Consider the following 19,075-nt stretch of genomic DNA (forward strand, 5'->3'; position numbering starts at 1 on the left):
GAAGCACAGCACAGATCATTACACGAAAAAATATCATATTGCTTATGTTCACATAAATGAAAGTTGTGTAAGTAAACGGCACAATCTGCCAGAGCTGACGCCGTTGAAACTGTTCAGAAATACACTGCTGGAAACTTTCGTGACCGTCGTGGAATGCGGTGGCTTCACGGATGCGCAATACGCTTTGGGCATCACCCAATCCGCGATCAGCATCCGAATCCGTGATCTGGAAGAGGCGTTGGGGTACCGGATCTGCGAACGTGGGCGCGGTGGCTTTCGCCTGACCGAGCGGGGTGAGATCGCCTATCGCAAGGCTGGTGAGATCCTGCGCAACATCCGGGATTTCGATGCCGAATTGCTGGAGCTTCGGGATGCCGTCACAGGCGATCTGCGGATCGGCATCGTAGATGCGGTAAATACTCTGACCGATCTGCACCTGACCCGGTCCCTGCAACAATTCCTGGACCGCCCGAATGAGGTCAGGCTGGAAATGGTGGTGGCCTCACCGACCGAACTGACGCAAAGGCTGATTTCGGGCGATGTGCACGTGGCCATTGCGCCGTTCCGAAGCCAGGTACCCGAATTGCGCTATACCAAACTGTGTGATGAGGAGCACCGGCTGTATTGCGGTCGGGGTCATCCGCTGTTCGACTGGCCGGACGAGGATATTGACCTGAGTGTCGCGTCACGTTTCGAGATTTGCCAGCGCTCGTACAGCGCGCTGATGCCGCCCGAACTTCAACCCAGCGATCCCAAGGCCGTTGTGGCAAACATGGAGGCGATGGCGACGCTGATCGAAACCGGAGCCTATTTGGGCCCTTTGCCGGTTCATTACGCCGAGAGCATGGGCCGTAAGAAGAACCTAAAGGCGCTGGCCCCTGATCGATTGCACTGGACCTCGACCTTTTTTCTGGCGACGCGGACGTCCAACCTGCAACGACGCGCAGTTGAGCTGTTTGTCGATTGCGTCATTCAGGGGTGCAACGGGGGGTGCCCTGGCGCTGATGAATTCAGGTCAGGTAAGGAAGGGCACAGCTAAGTCTTGCGCATGTAAGGCTAGCATTCAGGCATCAGGCAAGCTGCCCAGCCGCGCGCCGCACGGCTGGACCGGTTGGCTGTTGGGGGTTAACCCAGCCGCTCAAGAATGGCGCTGGTGTCCATGCCGCTGACGGCCCCGTAGATCCGGCCGCGCCCTTCCGGGTTCAGGCGGGTTGCGACATAGGCATCCGACACTGCGGCGGGTGAATGACGCAGCAGCACCGACGCAGTCATCAACGTGGCCAGGCTTTCGGCAAACCACCGGACCTCCGCTTCTGCCGGAAGGGCAGGCCAGCGGGCAAAATGCTGATCAAGTGCGGCATCAAAGGCGGTGTTGGCCCCGCGCGCCTTGTCCAGATCCGCGCGCAGTGCCTCACCGCTTTCCGGTTCGCGCGTCAGGGCGCGCAACACGTCCAGACAGATCACATTGCCGGACCCTTCCCAAATCGAATTGAGCGGCGTTTCACGGAACAGCAAGGGCAGGGGCGTGTCGTCGGTGTAGCCAACGCCGCCCAGACACTCCATCGCTTCATAGACGATCGTTGGCGCAAGCTTGTTGCCCAGAAACTTGGAAAGCGCGACCGCGATACGGGCATAGGCCATGTCATCTGCCGAGCCGCTGTCAAAGGCGCGTGCGATGTGCAGGGCCAGCGCGGTTGTGCCTTCGAAATCCAGCGTCAGATCGGCCAGAACCGACCGCATCATCGGCTGGTCGATCAACCGGCGCTGAAAGGTCGAGCGTCCTTCGACCCACCATTTCGCCTCGGCCAGCGCGCCGCGCATCAGACCGGCGGGTGCCATGGCGGTGCCAAGACGGGTGTGCTGCACCATTTCGATGATGGTGGGCACGCCGCGCCCCTCATCACCCACGCGATAGGCCAGCGTGTCGTGATATTCGATCTCGGACGAGGCATTGGCCTTGTTGCCCAGCTTCTCTTTAAGGCGCATCACATACAGCGAATTGCGCTCGCCCTCAAGCCAGCGGGGCACCAGAAAACAGGTCAGCCCGCCGGGGGCCTGCGCCAGCGTCAGGAAGCCGTCGGACATGGGGGCCGAACAGAACCATTTGTGCCCGCGCAGCCGATAGGCGTCACCATCGGGCGTGGCCACGGTGGTGTTGGCCCGCACATCCGAGCCGCCCTGTTTCTCGGTCATCGCCATGCCAAGGGTGGCGGCGCGTTTTTGCTGTACCGGTTTCATGTCCGTGTCATAGGCCCGCGCGGTCAGCTTGGGCCGCCAGATCCGCTCCAGCTCGGGCGCGGCCATCAGCGAGGGCGTGGCGGCATAGGTCATCGTCACCGGGCAGCTTGTTCCCGGTTCAACCTGGCTGAGCATATACATGCCCGCCATGTAGTGAGTGTGCCCACCCTTGGCCCCGTCCCAGGCCGCTGCGGCAATGCCCGAGGTAAACGCCAGATCCATGATCTTGTGATAGCCGGGGTGAAACCGCACCTCGTCCAGCCTGCGGCCCGAGCGGTCAAAGCTGATCAGTTTGGGCTCGACCCGGTTGGCCTCGCGTCCGGCTTCGCGCATCTCGGCGCTGCCCAGTCGGGCACCCATATCGGCGATCTGTGCGGTATCGGCCTGACTCAGCCCGATGTGATCGCGCAGGATCGGGTCGGTGGCCCAAAGATCAAAACCATCGCGGGGGACGGGCTGGTTTTGCACCTCATGCGTGGGCAGGTGGCTCATTGATGCGGATGTGGTCATGGCGCTCACGTTCATTTCTGTCATTTCTGACAAACGATGACACGGAGGCCCCTGCTTTGCATTTGTATCGTCGCGTCATCCACGGACGGGCTGGCCGTCTGGACCGCCCGTCACCGGCTTCAGTTTTTGTGTTCTTCCTTCAGCCCTTCGATCTGCAGGTCAAAACCGGCCTGAATATGGGCGGTAAAGGTTTCAAGCGCTTCGGTCGCGTCACCCGAAGCAATGGCGTCGACCAGCATCAGATGGTTTCCGAGGGACTTTGAAATATCGACGTTTTCAATGGCCGAAAACAGGTGAAACGCCATCGCCTTGCCCCAGATCATGTCGAACATGTCCAACAGGAACTTGTTGCCCGCCTCGGCCATGAAGGCCCGGTGGATACGGCGGTTGGCGATGAAATAGTCGCGGGTGGACGGGTCTGTCAGATCCTCTTCGCGACGAATGAGATCTCGCAGCCGGTTCAGCACGTCCGGTTCGGCGTGAACGGCCAGAATCCGTGCTGCCTGCCCTTCGATTGCGGCCCGCGCCTGATATAATTGCCGGACCTCGTTCTGATCCATCTGGGCGAGACGAAAGCCGCCGCTGGCCGCAACCTCAAGCACGCCTTCGGTTTCCAGCCGCATCAAGGCCTCGCGCACGGGGGTGCGGCTGATGTTCAGCTCGGCGGCCAGTTTTTCCTGCACTAGCCGGTCCTCGGTCGTGATCTCGCGACTCATGATCGCGTCGACCAGTTGATCATAGACCTCATCCGCCAGCCGTCGGCGTTGTGTCTTTATTTGTTTCAGAGCCACTCGCAGCCTCTCTTTCTGTCTTTTGAATTCTGTATTCAAAAATCCAACAGGTGCCAAGGCGAATAGGGTTGCTATTACTCGTGTACTGTATACAGTATACAAACGCGATTGAACAGGGAGCTCTTCATGTGTGGAATAGCTGGCAGGATACTGGCCGCGCCCGGCAAGGTTGGTGCGGATCTGGTTGACCTGATGGATGCGCAGGAACACCGGGGCGCGGACAGTACCGGGTTTGCTGTTTATGGCGTGCCACGGGAAACCGGGTATGTCCTGCGCGGAATGGGGTTTGACAAATCCCGGCAGGATGCGGACCTGACCGCCTTTGAATCCGTTTTGCGTGAACATGGCAGCAGCTTTCTGTCCGACCCCCAGATCGTGACGGATGAAAACCGCCATTACTGTTTTCGGATCGAGATCTCGGACCCGTCGAATCTGCAGGCCTGGGTCGCAGATGCCGATGAACTGACCGACCGGATCGAGGTTCAGTCCTGTGGCCGCAGCCTTGAGATCATCAAGGATATTGGCGGGGCCGAAGCGGTGGCCGACAAGCATGGCGTGCGTGACATGATCGGCACCCATGGGTTGGGCCATGCGCGGCTGGCGACGGAAAGCTCGGTTCTGCCCAATGCCTCGCACCCGTTCTGGGCGCGGCCGTTTTCGGATGTGGCGATTGTCCATAACGGGCAGATCACCGACTATTTCACTTGGCGCGACCGGTTGACCCGCGCGGGCTATCGGTTCCTGACCGAGAATGACAGCGAGTTGATCGCGGTCTGGGTCAGCGACCAGATGAAAGCGGGCCTGACCATGGAGCAGGCGTTGAAAAAGTCGATCACTTCGATCGACGGGGTCTTTACCTACATGATCGCCACGCCGGACGGGATCGGCTTTGCCAAGGATCGTTTTGCGATGAAGCCGCTGGTCGTCGTCAACCGCAACGGCGACCTGGCCGCCGCGACCGAGGAACAGGCCGTGCGCCGGGTGATGACCGAGGAATGTGACGTGATCAACTATGACGGCCCCTCGCTGACCGGCATCTGGGGCGTCGGCAACCGGACCCTGGCGGCATGAGCGAGGTGGCAGCACAGATGGATGAGATCGTTATCGAGGTTGGCAAGCGCCATATCCGTGAGGTGAACCGGGACATCATGGCCGCCTGTGCCACAGGTCGTCCGATCCGGGTGGTTGATACGCTGTCCCGGCACAATCTGGGCGTGGGCCTGCCGGACAATGTGGACATCACCTTTGAAGGCTCGGTTGGGTATTACTGCGGCGGGCTGAATACCGGGGCCAATATCACCATCGAACGCAATTGCGGCTGGGCCGTGGGGGAAGGCATGGCCAAGGGTCACATCACTGTCGGTGGTTATGCGGGCATGTCCTGCGGGGCCGCGATGATCGGCGGCACGATCCACGTCAAGGGCGATGCCGGGCCGCGTGTTGGTGTTGCCATGAAGGGCGGCAATATCGTGGTTGAGGGCAAGATCGGCTATCAATCGGGCTTTATGGCCCATTCCGGGCGGATCATCGCATTGGGCGGCGCGGGCGAATCCTGCGCTGATGCTTTGTGGGAGGGCGAGGTCTGGGTCGCGGGTGAGGTCGATAGCGTCGGCGTCGATGTCAACGTGATCGAACCGACCGCCGAGGAAGTGGCCGAGGTCGACGCGATCCTCGATCCGCTGGGGCTGGTCGACCGTTCCCGGAACTGGCGCAAGATGGTTTCCGGTCAACGCCTTTGGTATTTTGAAAGCAGGGACGCAAGCGCATGGCTCATGATCTGAGTAAACCCTATGAGTATCCATTCGACGTCGCCCCCGAGGAGGAAATCCGGTTCCGCGACGCAGGCGCAATCGAGGGTCGCCCGGCGGGTGTGCCCTCCTCATACGACGAAGGCGGATCGACGCGCTGGACGCCCGAGGCGATCTCGGAGGTTCACGCTTTGGCGCAGTTGGGCCGGTATCAGGTGCGCGGCTACAACACGTTCAATAAGCGGATGCCGACCTTTGACGACCTGACATTTGTCCCCGCAACCATGACCCGCCTGCCGCTGGAAGGCTATCGTGAGAGTTGCGATACGACGACCGTTCTGGGCGGTGGGCGCGGGTTGGTCGAACGTCCGCTGGAGTTGAAAATCCCGATCTACATCGCCTCCATGTCTTTCGGCGCATTGTCGGCCTCGGCCAAGGCGTCGCTGGGCTATGGGGCGTCAAAAGTGGGCACCATGACCTGCACCGGCGAAGGCGGCATGTTGGAGGAAGAGCGCGAAGCCTCGCAGCGCCTGCTCTATCAGATGTCGCCCGCTCGCTATGGCGTGGATCTGGACCATCTGCGCCGCGCCGATGCGCTGGAAATTGTCGTGGGGCAGGGGGCCAAGCCGGGAACCGGCGGCCTGTTGCTGGGCATGAAGGTCAGCCCGCGTGTCAGCCAGATGCGAACATTGCCCGAAGGGGTCGATCAACGCTCGACCATCCGGCATCCGGATTTCCTTGGGGCCGACGATCTGTCCGTCAAGATCGAGGAATTGCGGATTGCCACCAACTATCAGGTGCCGATCTTCATCAAGATGGGCGCAACCCGCCCCCGGTTCGACGTGGCAGTTGCCGCCAAAGCGGGCGCGGATGTGGTTGTGGTGGACGGGGCCGAGGGCGGCACCGGGGCCTCGCCCGAACTGCTGCTGAACCACACCGGCATCCCGACCATGAGCGCCATTCGCGCAGCGCGCGAGGCGTTGGACGACTGCGGCATGACCGGCAAAGTGTCCCTTGTGGCCGCCGGTGGCATCCGGTCGGGTGTGGATGCGGCCAAATGTCTGGCCTTGGGCGCGGATGCGGTGATGATCGGCAACGCGGCGATGGTGGCGCTGGGGTGCAACAGCCCGCGCTATCTTGAGGATTATACCGCTTTGGGCACCTCTCCGGGCGCGTGTCACCATTGCCATACGGGCCGCTGCCCGGTGGGTGTGGCCACGCAGGACCCGGACCTTGAGGCGCGCATGAACCCCCATGCAGGGGCCGAGCGCATCGCCCGCTATCTGACCGCAATGACGATGGAGATCACCGCACTGGCCAAGGCCTGCGGCAAATCCTCGGTCCATAATCTGGAGACCGAAGACCTGCGCGCGCTCAGCTTTGAGGCGTCGGCCTTTACCGGCGTGAAAATGGCCGGGATCGACCGCGCGTTTGATTGGTGAGGATTGCACTTCTTGAACTGACCGGCCATCCGCTGCCGCTGTTGCAGGGTCTGCCGCGCACCGCGCAGCAGATCCGCGACTGGCTTGCGCCACATCTGCCCGAGGCACGGTTTACTGCAACCGACGTGGTGGACGGCGCGCCGCTGCCCGCGCTGGCGGATTTTGATGGCGTGATCGTCGGAGGCTCGGAATTTGGGGTCTATGACGACACCGAATGGATGCAGCCCCTGCGGGCGTTTCTGGTGGAGTGCAAAGCCGGGCAAAAGCCGGTCTTTGGCATCTGTTTTGGCCATCAGATCATGGCCGATGTCTATGGCGGCAAAGCCGAAAAGGCGGCGGTTGGCAATATCGTTGGCGCGCGGCACTTTGAGTATGGCGGCGATCATGTGGACGCCTATGTCTGGCATCAGGACCAAGTGACGAAGGTGCCGCCATCCGCGCGGGTGACGGGGGCGGCCAGTCACTGCCCGGTTGGGGCGCTGGACTATGATTTCCCGGCGCGTTCGGTGCAGTTTCACCCCGAATACCAGGCCGTCCACCTGCGCGACCTGTTCCAGCGCGGGCGCGATGTGTTTCTGACCGGGTATGAGGCTGATGCCGGTCTGGCCGACCTTCACAGCAGCGACGTGCCCCTGGATCTGGCGGTGTCTGAGGCCGTCGATCTGTTTCGCGGAACCTACAGGCCCGACTAAAGGGGGTTAACGCCCGCTGGGGCTTTCCTTGGGGCTCAGCTTTCTGCGACCTGTGATCTTGAACCGGTCGGCAGTGCCGAAATCCTTTAATCCGACGCCTGCCACGAACTCTCCGAACACCGGCGCGTGTTTGAACAGATGTCCCGAACACCCACCGGCGAACAGCACGTTGTCATGTTCAGGATGCCAGTCGACGATGAAATGGGTGTCAGGCGTCAGGATGATCTGGTTGAACTTGGAATCCACCACCCGCTGCCCGTCCAGCCCCGGCAGGCGGTGGCGGATATAGCTGCGGGTGCGGCCCAGCGTTTCCCGGCGGATCAGGCGTTCGTCATTGTCCAGATCGATCTTGTCCGGGATCACCACCGCCGCCTTGACGCCCGACCCTTCTGAGGACGGCAGCCCGAATGAGCCCTGCCCGTGATCGATCCAGCAGGGCATCCGGCTCATGTCGAAATCCTCGGACCCGTCGGGGGTCGAGGTATACAGGACATTGACCCCAACCACGGTCGAGATCGGCTTGATCGTTTTGGGGAACATATCCGCCATCCAGGGGCCGGTGGCGATGACGATCAGATCGGCCTCAAGCGGTTTGCCGTCAAGCATCGGACGTTCGGACCCGTCGGTGGTGACGCGGCCGCGCCGCACGGTGCCGCCCGCGCGGCGGAACAGGTCCAGCCCGGTCAGCACACAGCGATGGGCCATCAGCATCCCGGCCTCGGGCTCGAACAGGGCATAGTCGATATCGGGCACCCGGAATTGCGGAAACCGGGCCTCGATGTCCTGCCGCGCGAACTTGTAATAGGGCACGCCGACCCGGTCGAAGGTTTCGGCAGTGGCGTCTTCCCAGTCGCAATGCCCCCCGGTCGCCAGAATCAGCGCGCCGCATTCATACATCAGGTTCTGCCCGCTCTCGGCCTGCAGCTCGAGCCACCGAAGGCGGCTTTCGCGGGCCCACCGCGTATAGAACTCGTCCCGCCCGGAAATGGCGCGGATCATCCGGTTGTAATCCGTTGAAGATGCACGGGAATGTCCCGGTTCCCACCGATCGATCAGCGTCACGGCCTCGCCGCGCCGTTGCAGGGTCAGCGCGGTCATGACCCCGGCAATACCACCCCCGACAACGATTACAGAGCTTTTGGACATGGCGCAGATTTTCCTTGTTTCCGGGCTGGCTTTGTGAATACTGTATACAGAATACAGCAATTATAAAGCCAAAAACAGGGAGCGCGCGCAAATGAGTTCGGGGTTTGAACTGCCCGAGGGCATACATACCGTCATTCTGGGTGTGGGTGATCTGAACGGCATCATGCGCGGCAAGCGCATTCCGGCCAGCCATTGGGATCACGTCTGTCAAAGCGGCAATGCGTTGTCGATTGCCCTGCTGGCCATCGACATGACCTGCGATGTCTGGGACACGCCTTATGTCAATTTCGACAATGGCTATCCGGACATGCATGTGTTCCCGATGACGCAGCCGGTGCCGGTGCCGTGGGAACCCGGCGTGGCGGTCTGTTTTGGCCGCGCCGAGGGCATGGATCACAAGCCGGTGCCGATCGATCCCCGTCAGGCTCTGGTCCGTCAGGTCGACCGCGCCCGCGACATGGGGTTCGAGGTCAATGTGGGCACCGAACTGGAGTTCTACCTGCTCGATCCCGAAACCGGCCAGCCGCGCGACAGTGGTATTCAGGTCTATGGCCTGGGCCGCGCGGCGCGGATGGAACATATCGTGGGCCCAATCCGCCAGCAGATCAACGAATGCGGTATTCCCATCGAACAGTCGAACCCGGAATACGCAGCCGGTCAGATCGAGGTGAACATTCGCTATGGCGAAGCCCTCGCGGCGGCGGATCGCGTGGTTCTGTTCAAATCCCTGATCCGCCAGTTGGGCATTGCCCATGGCTATCTGGCGACCTTCATGCCCAAGCCGTTTTTCGATCAGTCCGGCAACGGGTTCCACACGCATTATTCACTGTGGAAGGATGGCGTGAACGTCTTTGCCGACAATGGAAAGATCAACGACACCGGAAAATCCTTCATCGCCGGTCTGCAACAGCGCATGTGCGAGATGTCGATTTGCGGCGGCGGGACGGTCAACGGCTATCGCCGTCGGCAGCCCTATACGTTCTGCCCGATCAACACCAGCTGGGGCTATGACAACCGCACCGTGGGCATTCGCGTGATCGAGGGGTCCGACAGTGCCGTGCGCGTCGAGAAGCGCGATGCGGGGGCGGATGCGAACCCCTATCTGCTGCTCGCCGCCGAGATTGCCGCGGGGCTGGACGGGATCGAACAGGGGCTGACCCCCACCGACCCCACACCCGGAAACGCCTATGAAGAGGGTATCGGCGATCTGATACCAACCGATCTGCCGACGGCCATCGCGCTGGCGCAGGGCTCGGACTGGCTGCGCGATGTGCTGGGCGAGATGCAATGGCAACTGGTCGTACAACAGGCCGAGCGCGAGATGGATTTCTTCAACCAGCAGGTCACGCAGGTCGAACTGGACCGCTATCTGAGGACGCTCTGATGCATCTGGGCAAGGTCGCAGGAACCGTCACGGCAACCGCCAAGGACGCCAAGCTGGTGGGGTCGAAACTGCTGCTGACCGATCTGGTCGACGGCAAGGGCAAGCTGATCGATCCGGCGCGCGTGGCGGTCGACACCTGCGGCGCGGGGGTCGGCGACACGGTGCTGCTTGTCACCGGATCGGCGGCGCGCATGGCTGCGGGGCTGTCCACCGCTCCGGTCGATCTGGCCATCGTCGCAGTGGTGGATCGCGTTTCGATCACCTGAGTCACAACACGCGGAACTTTTATCTTCGGAGGAACAGAAAATGGCGAAACCAGTGGCAGGGCAGATGGCCCTTGGCATGATCGAGACCCGGGGTCTGGTCGGTGCAATCGAAGCAGCCGATGCGATGGTCAAAGCGGCCAGCGTTGCAATTGTGGGCCAGACCAAAGCCGGTGGCGGGCTGGTCACTACGCTTGTGCGCGGCGAGGTCGGCGCGGTCAAAGCGGCCACCGATGCGGGTGCGACCGCGGCCAACAAGGTCGGCGAAGTGGTCTCGGTCCACGTCATCGCGCGCCCTCATGACGAGCTTGAGGGGATCATCGACAGCCTCGGTTCCGGTTCGACGGCCTGATCCCGTCTGAGGAGGTCTCATGTCAGCCGGATTCGAGGATTTCACCCGCGCCGTGACACGCGGCACCACGCGGGACGCGCCCGAGCCGCCTCGGCTGGAGCGTATTTGCGTTCTGGGCGGCGGGCCGGACGCCCGCCTGCTGGCAGCTCTGTGTCTGGCCGAAGGGGCCGAGGTCACCCTGTTTTCGGCCTATGGGGCCGAATTGGCTTTGCTGGCCCAATCCTCGGGCATCGGCATTCAGGGCGACGGGCCAGTGGGCAACTATCAGGTGGATCGCGACGGGCCATCGGTGCGCACCACGGCGGAACTGGATGCCGCTGTGCGCGATGCTCAGGCGATTTTCCTGACCGGTCCGATCCACAAGCAACGTACCTATGCCATGGTACTGGCCGATCATCTGAGCGAAGGGCAGATACTGGTTCTGGCCCCGGGCCGGTCGCTGGGTGCGGTTGAAACCGCATGGCTGCTGCGGATCGGGGGATGCACCGCCGATGTCACGCTGGTCGAGGTGCAGGGCCTGCCCTACTGGTACCGGGCCGAGGGGTCGGGCCTGACACTCTCCCAGGCGGCACCGATGGCTGCGGCGACCTTACCGCGCGGGCGGGATCAGGTACTGGGCGCGCTGTCGCGCTACCTGCCGAACCTGCACCCGGTCGACTCGGTTCTGGCATCTGGGTTCAGCGACCTGTCCGCCGCCGTTGAGATCCCGGCGCTGATCCTTGGCGGTGCGGCGATGGGCACCGGCGGTCCCGCTGTGCCAATGGGTGGTGTTCCGCTTGCGGCCAACCAGACCTTTGCCGCGTTGATCGGGGCCGACCAGATGGCGGTGATCCACGGGCTCGCCGACGAGAGGCGGCGCATAGCCGCCGCCTTTGGCGTGCGCAACCTGCCGCAGACCGAAGACTGGGTTTCGACCTTTGCCGGGGCCGAGCGGGGGGCCGGTGCACGTCCGATCCCGGATCAGCAGGCCGCGCGCGGTTTGATGCGCGACGGGGTATTGGGCTCTCTGGTGCCACTTGTGTCAGCCGGGGAACTGGCAGGCATTCCGACGCCGCTGACCAGCAGCCTGATCGCCATGTCAGACCGGATTTTGGGCGCAGACGTGGCTGCCGCTGGTCGCCGGCTGGAAACGATCGGAATTACAGCAGGCGACGTCGATCAGGCCCGCCGTATCTTTGACACCATAGCCACCGGAGGCGCGTGATGGACGCTGACCTGAACTCCATCGCCGCTGCCCGCCGCGCTGCTGAAATCGCGTTCGAGGCCTACCGCGCCTTACTGGGCACCGACCCCGCGCAGGTGGATGCCATCGTTGACGCCATGGCCCGCGCCATCGAGCCCGAGGCTGAACGGCTGGGGCAACTGGCGGTCGAGGAAACCGGGTATGGCAATGTGCCCGACAAGCGGGTCAAGAACCTGTTCAACGCCCTGTCGGTGGCGGATTATCTGCGCGATGTGACCACCCTTGGTCTGCTCTGGCGCGACGATGCCACCAAGGTCGCCGCCTTTGGTGAACCGATGGGCGTGGTGGCCGCGCTGATTCCGGTTACGAACCCAACCTCGACCATCATCTACAAGGTGCTGTCGGCGGTGAAGGCGGGCAATGCCATCGTTTGCGCCCCACATCCGCGCGGCGTGAATTGCGGGATCGAAACCGTGCGCATCATGGCCCGTGTGGCCGAACAGATGGGTGCGCCCAAGGGGCTGATCCAATGCCTTGATGCGGTGACCATTCAGGGCACAGCCGAGTTGATGCGACACCGCCGCACCTCGGTCGTGATGGCCACGGGCGGCCCGGCGATGGTCAAGGCCGCCTATTCCAGCGGCAAGCCGACGCTGGCAGTTGGGGCGGGCAATGTGCCCTGTTACGTGCATAAATCCAAAGCCCGCGATCTGGCCGAAGTGGCCGAGATGATCGTTGCCTCGAAAAGTTTCGATTACGGCACCGCCTGCGTCAGCGAGCAGGCCGTGGTTACCGACCCCGAAATCGCCCGCGACCTGCGGCACGAGCTGAAACTCAAAGGGGCCTATTTCTGCACCCCGGCCGAGGCCGACCGGCTGGCCAAAGTGATCTTCAAAGGCGCGCGGATGATGGACCCGGAACGGGTCGGGCAAAGCCCGCAGGCGCTGGCCGATGCCGCCGGATTCTCGATCCCGCCGCGCACCCGCTGTCTGGTGTCGGAAGAGGTCGAAGTGGGCTGGCACCGCCCGCTTTCGGCGGAAAAGCTGAACCCGGTGCTGGCGTTTTATGAGGCGAAATCCACCGATCACGGTATTGAGCTGGCACAATCCATCGCCAAATTCGAAGGCTGGGGCCATTCCTCGGTCATCCACTCCGATGACCCTGAGGTGGTGGCCCGGTTCGCAACGGTCCCAACAGGCCGGGTGCTGGTGAACACGCCGGGGATCATGGGCGGCATGGGCTATTCCACCGATCTGGAACCATCCTTCATGCTGGGCACCGGCACGTGGTCGGGCTCGATCACCTCGGACAACGTGACGGCCCTGCATCTGATCAATATCAAGCGGGTCGCCTATGAAAGCAGACCCTGGCGCGACATTTACGAGGAGTATGGCGCATGAGCGAGATCACCATCCGGGCGCTGATGCAGATCGACAACCTGCAACCTAAATTTGCCGCCTATAACGGCGCGACGGTGCAGGGCTCGGTGCCCTTGTCCGGCGACACCGTGCTGATTGGTGAGTTTGCGCCCGGCAACGGGGTGTTCTCGCTGATCGACCGGGCGCTCAAGGCGTCTTCGGTCGAGGCGACGACGCAAATGGTGGAACGCGAGTTCGGGTTTTTCATCCTGCGCTCACCCTCGAATGCCGAAGTGTCCGCCGCGCGCGATGCGATGCTGGCGGAACTTGGCGCGTCGATGTCTGACCGGCTGAAGCCCGCAATCAGTTCGACGCAGATCATCACCAGCGTTGAACCCTATCAGGCGCAACTGCTGAACAAATGGCGCAAGGGGGCGCTGATTGTGCCCGGGCAAACGCTGGGCATCGTCGAATGTGCGCCTGCCGCCTATATCTCGATTGCCGCGAACGAGGCCGAAAAAGCCGCCGAGATCGACATTGTCGAGGTGCGTGCGGTGGGGCGGTTCGGGCGTCTGTTTATCTCGGGCTCGGAGAACTCGGTCAAAACCGCCGTCGAGGCCGCCACCCGCGCCATCGAGGCCGTGGACGGGCAGGCCGGGTGATGGCCACTCCGCGCGTCATAGGTTCGGACGCGGTCGAAGACGCCCGCCGTCGCGGCAGGATCGTGTTCGAGGTACTGCCCGGTGACATCGTAACCGCATTGGCCCGCGAAACCGCAGAACGCGTAGGGATCGCGCTGGTAGATGGGCCGCTGGAACGCCCGCAACCGCCGCGCACTGACGGCGCGGTATCGATGCGCCGGGTGCTCTATCGCCGCTCGCCCAAATGGGTCGCCCCCTCGCGCGCCCCGCGCAAGGCGCGCAGGCTGGGCAAACTGGCGCTGGTGGGGGCCGGGGGCGTTGGCGGCAATATCGCGCATCTGGCGGCGATGGCGGATATCGCGGATGAGATTGCGCTGATCGACATCGCGCCGGGACTGGCGGCCTCGACCGCGCTGGACCTCAACCACACATCCGGCATCACCGGTGCCTGCGCCCGGTGTACCGGCGGAGAATCGCTGGATCTGGTGACCGGGGCCGAGGTTGTCGTCGTCACCGCAGGTCGCGCCCGACGCCCGGGCATGAGCCGCGCCGATCTGATCGACGTGAACGCCCGCGTGATCCGTCAGGCGGCTGAGGCGATCCGGTCCGCCGCCCCGAACGCCATCGTGATCGTAGTGACCAACCCGCTGGACGAAATGACGGTCGAGATGCTGCGCGCCACGGGTTTCCCGCGCGAACGGGTGCTGGGCATGGCAGGCACGCTGGACAGCAGCCGGTTCCGCAACGCACTGGCGATGTCCGCCGGTGTCACACCCGCCGATGTCGAGGCGTTTACGCTTGGCAGCCATGGCGACGAGATGGCCCCGATCCCCAGCCGCGCCCGCATCAAGGGCCGCCCGCTGGACGTGTTCCTGTCCCCCGAACAAATCGACGCCTGCGTGCAGGATGCGATCACCGGGGGCGGGCAGGTTGTGGCGCTCAAGAAATCGGGCTCTGCGACGATTGCCCCGGCCCATGCCTCGATCGAGTTGATCGACCACATCCGGAGTGCACGGACCGGGCCGGTTCCGGTCTCGGTCATGCTGCAGGGCGAATATGGCATCGATGGCGTGGTGCTGGGCGTGCCCGCCCATCTGGGCGCGGGCGGGTTGGTCGAGGTCGAGGAACTGCGCCTGACGCCCTCGGAACAGGCGGCGCTGCAAACGGCAGCGGATGCCATCCGGCTGAGGCTGGGCCTGTGACGGTTCGCATCTGGAATTCCGGCGGACGGTTTGAAGAGGTCGCCTCGTATTCCCGGGCCAAACGCATAGGCCCGTTTGTCTGGGTCGCGGGCACGACGGCCATCGAACCCACGGGCCGCATCCATGCGCCCGGCGATGTGGGCGCGCAAACGCGCTATATCCTGTCCCGCACCGAAGACGCGCTAAAGCAGATGGGGGCCGAGCTGCGCCATGTGGGACGGGTGCGGGCCTATCTGACCGACCTGTCAAAGGCAGGTGAGTTCGCCCGCGTACATGGTGAGGTGTTCAAGGGTATCGACCCGGTCCTGACCGCCGTGCAGGCGGGCCTGACGCAACCCGGTCTGATGGTGGAGATCGACGTGGATGCGGTGATCCACGACGAAACCGGCGAGATCGATTTCTGAATAGGCCCCCATTCAAACGCAAAAAAGGGCGCCCATTGGCGCCCTTTGCGTTTTGATTACGACCCGTTTGATCAGTCGATCATGGGCAGCAGCTTGTCCAGCGACTGTTTGGCGTCGCCGTAGAACATGCGGGTGTTTTCCTTGAAGAACAGCGGGTTTTCGATGCCCGAGTACCCGGTGCCCTGACCGCGTTTCGAGACAAACACCTGCTTGGCCTTCCAGCATTCCAGAACCGGCATTCCGGCGATGGGGCTGTTGGGGTCTTCCTGTGCCGCAGGGTTCACGATGTCGTTCGAGCCGATGACAATGGCCACATCCGTATCCGGGAAGTCATCGTTGATCTCGTCCATCTCCAGCACGATGTCATAGGGCACCTTGGCCTCGGCCAGCAGCACGTTCATGTGCCCGGGCAGACGGCCCGCGACCGGGTGGATCGCAAAGCGCACCTCTTTGCCCTTGGCGCGCAGCTTGCGGACCAGCTCGGAAACCGATTGCTGCGCCTGCGCCACGGCCATGCCGTAACCGGGGATGATGATCACGCTGTCGGCCTCGTTCAGCGCGGCGGCCACGCCATCGGCGTCAATCGCCACTTGTTCGCCTTCAACGGCCATCTGCTCGCCCTGCGGGCCACCAAAGCCGCCCAGGATCACGCTGACAAAGTGACGGTTCATCGCCTTGCACATGATGTAGGACAGGATCGCACCGGACGAGCCCACCAGCGCACCAACAACGATCAGCAGGTCGTTGCCCAGCGAGAAGCCGATCGCCGCAGCCGCCCAGCCCGAGTAGCTGTTCAGCATCGACACAACCACCGGCATGTCGGCCCCGCCGATGCCCATGATCAGGTGATAACCGATGAACAGCGCCGCCAGTGTCATCAGGATCAGCGGCAGCAGACCGCCCGACATAGTGTACCAGACCAGACAGATCAGCGACAGACCAGCAGCCGCCGCATTCAGCGCATGACCGCCGGGCAGCTTGGTCGCCGCCGAGGTCACCTTGCCCGCCAGCTTGCCATAGGCCACGACCGACCCGGTAAAGGTGATCGCACCGATGAAGATGCCCAGGAACAGCTCGACATGCAGGATCGCCAGCTCGGCCGAGGTTTTCTTGGCGATCAGCTTGGCAAACGCGCCCAGATCGCTCAGATCCGCCTGAGACGCGCTGTCGGCAATCGCCATGACCTGCGCCACGTTGCCGATCTCAAAATGCGCGTTGAAGCCCACAAACACAGCCGCCAGACCCACCAGCGAGTGCATCGCGGCCACCAGCTGCGGCATCTCGGTCATCTGGACGCGCTGCGCCACATATTGACCGATCAGACCACCGCCCGCGATCAGCAGCAGCGACAGCAGCCACAGACCCGAACCGGGGCCAACCAGCGTGGCAAAGACCGCCAGCGCCATACCGACGATGCCATACCAGACCGCGCGCTTGGCGCTTTCCTGGTTCGACAGACCGCCGAGCGAAAGGATGAACAGAACAGCTGCAACAACATAGGCGGCAGTGGTGAAGCCAAATTCCATGTGCCCGGCCTCCTTAAGATTTCTGGAACATGGCGAGCATGCGCCGGGTTACGAGGAAGCCGCCGAAGATGTTGATCCCGGCCATGAAGACGGACAGCGCCGCCAGCAGAATGACCAGGAACGACCCCGATCCGATCTGCATCAACGCCCCAACGATGATGATCGACGAGATCGCGTTGGTGATCGCCATCAGCGGTGTGTGCAGGCTGTGCGCGACGCCCCAGATCACCTGGAAGCCCACGAAGATGGCCAGCACAAAGACAATGAAGTGCTGCATGAAGCTGGCCGGAGCGATCAGCCCCACCAGCAGCATCAGCGCGCCGCCGACCCCCAGCAGGGTGAACTGCTGTTTGGTCTGCGCTTTGAAGGCCGCAATTTCCTGCGCCTTTTTCTCTTCCGGGGTCAGTTCCTTGACCTCGGGTTTCTTCTGCGCCGCAATCGCCTGCACTTTCGGCGGTGGCGGCGGGAAGGTGATCTCGCCCTCATGGGTCACGGTCGCGCCGCGGATCACGTCATCTTCCATGTTGTGATTGATCTGGCCGTCCTTTTCAGGCGTCAGGTCAGTCATCATGTGACGGATGTTCGTCGCATAAAGCGACGAGGACTGCGCCGCCATCCGACTGGGGAAGTCGGTATAGCCGATGATGGTCACGCCATTGTCGGTCACGATCTTCTCATCCGCCACGGTCAGCTTGCAGTTGCCGCCCTTTTCCGCCGCAAGGTCAACGATGACCGAGCCCGGCTTCATGCTTTCGACCATGTCCTTGGTCCAAAGCTCAGGCGCTTCGCGGTTCGGGATCAGCGCCGTGGTGATGACGATATCCATTTCTGGCGCCAACTCACGGAACTTGGCCAGCTGCGCGTTGCGGAATTCTTCCGACTGAACGCTGGCATAGCCGCCGGTGGCCGCGCCATCCTGCTGCTGTTCCTCAAAATCCAGATAGACGAACTCGGCGCCCATCGATTCGACCTGCTCGGCCACTTCGGGGCGCACGTCGAACGCATAGGTGATCGCACCCAGCGAGGTCGAGGTCCCGATCGCCGCCAGACCGGCCACACCGGCCCCCACGATCAGCACCTTGGCAGGCGGCACCTTACCCGCCGCCGTCACCTGACCGGTGAAGAACCGGCCAAAGTTGTTGCCCGCCTCAATGACCGCACGATAACCGGCGATATTGGCCATCGAGGACAGCGCGTCCATCTTCTGCGCGCGGCTGATCCGAGGCACCATCTCCATCGCGATCACATTCGCGCCCTTGGATTTGGCCAGCTCCATGCCTTCTTCGTTCCCGGCAGGATTGAAGAAGGAAATCAGGGTCTTGCCCTTGGTCAGACGCTTGAGTTCCGTCGCATTCGGCTGGCGCACCTTGGCAACAATGTCAGCCTCTTTCCACAGCGCCGCCGCGGTCTTCACAACCTCAACACCCGCCGCCTCATAAACCGCATCCGAAAACCCGGCCGCAGCCCCAGCACCCGTCTCAATCAGGCACGCATACCCCAGCTTCTGCAACTGAACCGCAGACTCAGGCGTCATCGCAACCCGATTCTCACCCTCATATATCTCTCTTGGTGTGCCTATTTTCACTGGCAATCTCCCGTGGTTCCAAGGCCGAGCAGGTCCTCGGTATTGATTGTTAAGAAAACGTGTATCTCGCGCAATTTTATTTCGCAAGCGCAGCATTTGTTACGTTGTGTCATTGCCGCCCCCTCCTAAACCCAGCGCCGTGTCTTGCGTTCGTAGCGGGCGAAATCAGCGCGAAAGGTGCGGCGCAGCCGGTCTTCTTCGGGCAGAATGAAGCGCCGCTCCAACACCCAGACAAAGATCGGGACAAGGGCAAGCGACACGACCGCGTCGAACCGCAGGATCAGCCCTGCCAAAATAAGAACGTCGCCCAGATAGATCGGGTTGCGGCTGCGCTTGTAGATGCCGGACTGCACCATCGCGCTGGGCGTTCCATGGGGGATGACGGTGGTCTGATGCCGCCGAAACTCGACAACGGCCAGGACCGCCAGAAGGATGCCGCCGCCGATCAGCACTCCGCTGATCAGATCGGTCAGCCCCCCGTCAAGCGACAGACCAAAGCTGAGGAACCGCGCCTGCAGCCAGGCCAACAGGACAAAACCCGCAAGCCAAACAGGGGGAACATCGATCCAGCGCATCGCAATCCTCGAAGATTGACGCCACGTAAGGGCAC

The 19,075-nt window shown here is 62.6% G+C and carries 19 protein-coding genes; 13 read left to right on the plus strand and 6 right to left on the minus strand.

Annotation, left to right across the window (positions count from 1 at the left end; all coding sequences use genetic code 11):
- Nucleotides 1-103: 103 nt before the first annotated feature.
- A complete protein-coding gene (locus ACR0MO_RS08115; RefSeq protein WP_170622405.1) occupies nucleotides 104-1,039 on the plus strand; it encodes a LysR family transcriptional regulator in 936 nt (311 codons plus the stop codon).
- An 86-nt stretch (nucleotides 1,040-1,125) separates the two neighbouring features.
- On the opposite strand, the gene ACR0MO_RS08120 is transcribed toward ACR0MO_RS08115, so the two are convergent.
- Both ACR0MO_RS08120 and ACR0MO_RS08125 read right to left on the minus strand, forming a co-directional pair.
- Nucleotides 1,126-2,748, minus strand: a complete 1,623-nt coding sequence (locus ACR0MO_RS08120) for an acyl-CoA dehydrogenase family protein (RefSeq protein WP_480890660.1) — start codon at nucleotides 2,746-2,748, stop codon at nucleotides 1,126-1,128.
- A 119-nt stretch (nucleotides 2,749-2,867) separates the two neighbouring features.
- On the minus strand, nucleotides 2,868-3,539 hold the full coding sequence (locus ACR0MO_RS08125) for a GntR family transcriptional regulator (RefSeq protein ID WP_480890663.1): 672 nt from the start codon (nucleotides 3,537-3,539) through the stop codon (nucleotides 2,868-2,870).
- Nucleotides 3,540-3,665: 126 nt separating this feature from the next.
- On the opposite strand from ACR0MO_RS08125, the gene ACR0MO_RS08130 reads away from it, so the two are divergent.
- The 4 genes from ACR0MO_RS08130 to ACR0MO_RS08145 are packed head-to-tail and all read left to right on the plus strand — an operon-like array spanning nucleotide 3,666 to nucleotide 7,421.
- Entirely contained in the window at nucleotides 3,666-4,610 is a 945-nt protein-coding gene (locus tag ACR0MO_RS08130) for a class II glutamine amidotransferase domain-containing protein (RefSeq protein ID WP_480584466.1), read from the plus strand.
- Entirely contained in the window at nucleotides 4,607-5,320 is a 714-nt protein-coding gene (locus ACR0MO_RS08135) for a GltB/FmdC/FwdC-like GXGXG domain-containing protein (RefSeq protein ID WP_480584468.1), read from the plus strand. The genes ACR0MO_RS08130 and ACR0MO_RS08135 overlap by 4 nt, the downstream gene beginning before the upstream one ends.
- Nucleotides 5,305-6,729 carry an FMN-binding glutamate synthase family protein gene (locus ACR0MO_RS08140; protein WP_480890666.1) on the plus strand — a complete coding sequence of 475 codons (1,425 nt, stop codon included), beginning with the start codon at nucleotides 5,305-5,307 and terminating at the stop codon, nucleotides 6,727-6,729. Before ACR0MO_RS08135 ends, ACR0MO_RS08140 begins: the two co-directional genes overlap by 16 nt.
- The gene (locus ACR0MO_RS08145) at nucleotides 6,726-7,421 is read left to right on the plus strand and encodes a type 1 glutamine amidotransferase (protein ID WP_480890668.1); all 696 of its coding nucleotides are present in this window, start codon (nucleotides 6,726-6,728) and stop codon (nucleotides 7,419-7,421) included. The genes ACR0MO_RS08140 and ACR0MO_RS08145 overlap by 4 nt, the downstream gene beginning before the upstream one ends.
- Nucleotides 7,422-7,427: 6 nt before the next feature.
- Here ACR0MO_RS08145 and ACR0MO_RS08150 read toward each other — a convergent pair whose 3' ends face one another.
- Nucleotides 7,428-8,567: an FAD-dependent oxidoreductase gene (locus ACR0MO_RS08150; RefSeq protein WP_480890669.1), complete on the minus strand. Its 1,140-nt coding sequence runs from the start codon at nucleotides 8,565-8,567 to the stop codon at nucleotides 7,428-7,430.
- 91 nt (nucleotides 8,568-8,658) lie between these two features.
- Here ACR0MO_RS08150 and ACR0MO_RS08155 point away from each other — a divergent pair, with 91 nt between their 5' ends.
- Genes ACR0MO_RS08155 through ACR0MO_RS08190 form a run of 8 tightly spaced genes read left to right on the plus strand, consistent with a single transcriptional unit; the run spans nucleotide 8,659 to nucleotide 15,354 of the window.
- Nucleotides 8,659-9,951, plus strand: coding sequence for a glutamine synthetase family protein (locus ACR0MO_RS08155; RefSeq protein ID WP_480890671.1), 1,293 nt, complete (start codon nucleotides 8,659-8,661; stop codon nucleotides 9,949-9,951).
- Nucleotides 9,951-10,217, plus strand: a complete 267-nt coding sequence (locus ACR0MO_RS08160; RefSeq protein ID WP_170630865.1) for a EutN/CcmL family microcompartment protein — start codon at nucleotides 9,951-9,953, stop codon at nucleotides 10,215-10,217. Before ACR0MO_RS08155 ends, ACR0MO_RS08160 begins: the two co-directional genes overlap by 1 nt.
- A 40-nt stretch (nucleotides 10,218-10,257) precedes the next feature.
- Entirely contained in the window at nucleotides 10,258-10,566 is a 309-nt protein-coding gene (locus ACR0MO_RS08165; RefSeq protein WP_170630867.1) for a BMC domain-containing protein, read from the plus strand.
- 19 nt (nucleotides 10,567-10,585) lie between these two features.
- A complete protein-coding gene (locus ACR0MO_RS08170) occupies nucleotides 10,586-11,770 on the plus strand; it encodes a hypothetical protein (protein ID WP_170630869.1) in 1,185 nt (394 codons plus the stop codon).
- Nucleotides 11,770-13,149 carry an aldehyde dehydrogenase family protein gene (locus tag ACR0MO_RS08175; RefSeq protein WP_480890674.1) on the plus strand — a complete coding sequence of 460 codons (1,380 nt, stop codon included), beginning with the start codon at nucleotides 11,770-11,772 and terminating at the stop codon, nucleotides 13,147-13,149. The genes ACR0MO_RS08170 and ACR0MO_RS08175 overlap by 1 nt, the downstream gene beginning before the upstream one ends.
- Nucleotides 13,146-13,769, plus strand: coding sequence for a BMC domain-containing protein (locus ACR0MO_RS08180; RefSeq protein WP_170611731.1), 624 nt, complete (start codon nucleotides 13,146-13,148; stop codon nucleotides 13,767-13,769). Before ACR0MO_RS08175 ends, ACR0MO_RS08180 begins: the two co-directional genes overlap by 4 nt.
- Nucleotides 13,769-14,950: a malate dehydrogenase gene (locus tag ACR0MO_RS08185; protein WP_480890676.1), complete on the plus strand. Its 1,182-nt coding sequence runs from the start codon at nucleotides 13,769-13,771 to the stop codon at nucleotides 14,948-14,950. The genes ACR0MO_RS08180 and ACR0MO_RS08185 overlap by 1 nt, the downstream gene beginning before the upstream one ends.
- A complete protein-coding gene (locus ACR0MO_RS08190) occupies nucleotides 14,947-15,354 on the plus strand; it encodes a Rid family hydrolase (protein WP_480890678.1) in 408 nt (135 codons plus the stop codon). The genes ACR0MO_RS08185 and ACR0MO_RS08190 overlap by 4 nt, the downstream gene beginning before the upstream one ends.
- 71 nt (nucleotides 15,355-15,425) lie before the next feature.
- Here the strand turns inward: ACR0MO_RS08190 and ACR0MO_RS08195 are convergent, their stop codons facing one another.
- From ACR0MO_RS08195 to ACR0MO_RS08205, 3 genes are all read right to left on the minus strand, one after another.
- Nucleotides 15,426-16,880, minus strand: a complete 1,455-nt coding sequence (locus ACR0MO_RS08195) for an NAD(P)(+) transhydrogenase (Re/Si-specific) subunit beta (protein ID WP_170452005.1) — start codon at nucleotides 16,878-16,880, stop codon at nucleotides 15,426-15,428.
- A gap of 13 nt (nucleotides 16,881-16,893) precedes the next feature.
- On the minus strand, nucleotides 16,894-18,465 hold the full coding sequence (locus tag ACR0MO_RS08200) for a Re/Si-specific NAD(P)(+) transhydrogenase subunit alpha (RefSeq protein WP_170452007.1): 1,572 nt from the start codon (nucleotides 18,463-18,465) through the stop codon (nucleotides 16,894-16,896).
- A 125-nt stretch (nucleotides 18,466-18,590) separates the two neighbouring features.
- Nucleotides 18,591-19,040: a methyltransferase family protein gene (locus ACR0MO_RS08205; RefSeq protein WP_170452009.1), complete on the minus strand. Its 450-nt coding sequence runs from the start codon at nucleotides 19,038-19,040 to the stop codon at nucleotides 18,591-18,593.
- Between the last annotated feature and the right edge of the window lie 35 nt (nucleotides 19,041-19,075).

This window comes from Ruegeria sp. K5, from assembly GCF_056531805.1.